The organism is Streptomyces doebereineriae (genome assembly GCF_031845645.1).
Classification (GTDB): domain Bacteria; phylum Actinomycetota; class Actinomycetes; order Streptomycetales; family Streptomycetaceae; genus Streptomyces; species Streptomyces canus.
In genome coordinates this window covers 1-486 of record NZ_JAVREZ010000144.1, presented here as the reverse complement: position 1 = coordinate 486, position 486 = coordinate 1, and the positions used below count along the sequence as shown (strand labels likewise).

Sequence of the window (486 nt, the reverse complement as noted above, 5' to 3'; positions counted from 1 at the left end):
GCTCAAACGCATCGAAACCCTGGTCGACGAAGGCTTTGCCCCCATCCCGTGGACCCGGCCGGAACCAGAACCGCCGAACAGCAAGGCCTACGAGGACGGCCGCGGGTACATCGTCTCGGTCAAGGCCGAAACCACGGCGGGCGGTATCTACGGACTCAATGTGGCCGCCACCTCGCCGTGCGCGAACGACGACTAGACCGCCACACCCTCCACGAGGCTGAACGGTGACGCCGTCTCGACCACACGCGTGAGCCGGAATCCAGCCTGCTCGTAGAGCTTTCGGTAATCGGCCGCGGTACGTTCGCGGGCGGCGATGCCGATCAGCATCTCCATATCGGTCCACTTGCCCAGGAACTCCCGGTCGTGGTCGGGGATCACACCTTCGATCAGCAGCAGGGTGGCGCCCGGCGCGGCCGCCGCCCGCACATTGCGCAGGATCGCCAACGCCTCGTCGTCGGGCCAGTCGTGAATGATGTTCTTCAGCAG

Annotated in this window: 2 protein-coding genes; one reads left to right on the top strand and one right to left on the bottom strand. The window is 65.6% G+C overall.

Translation table 11 applies throughout. The features are described 5' to 3' along the window. On the top strand, positions 1-196 hold a 196-nt coding region (locus RNB18_RS51135; RefSeq protein WP_311720939.1), incomplete at its 5' end, for a hypothetical protein. On the opposite strand, the gene RNB18_RS51130 is transcribed toward RNB18_RS51135, so the two are convergent. Continuing rightward, on the bottom strand, positions 193-486 hold a 294-nt coding region (locus tag RNB18_RS51130), incomplete at its 5' end, for a methyltransferase (protein WP_311720938.1). The genes RNB18_RS51135 and RNB18_RS51130 overlap by 4 nt on opposite strands.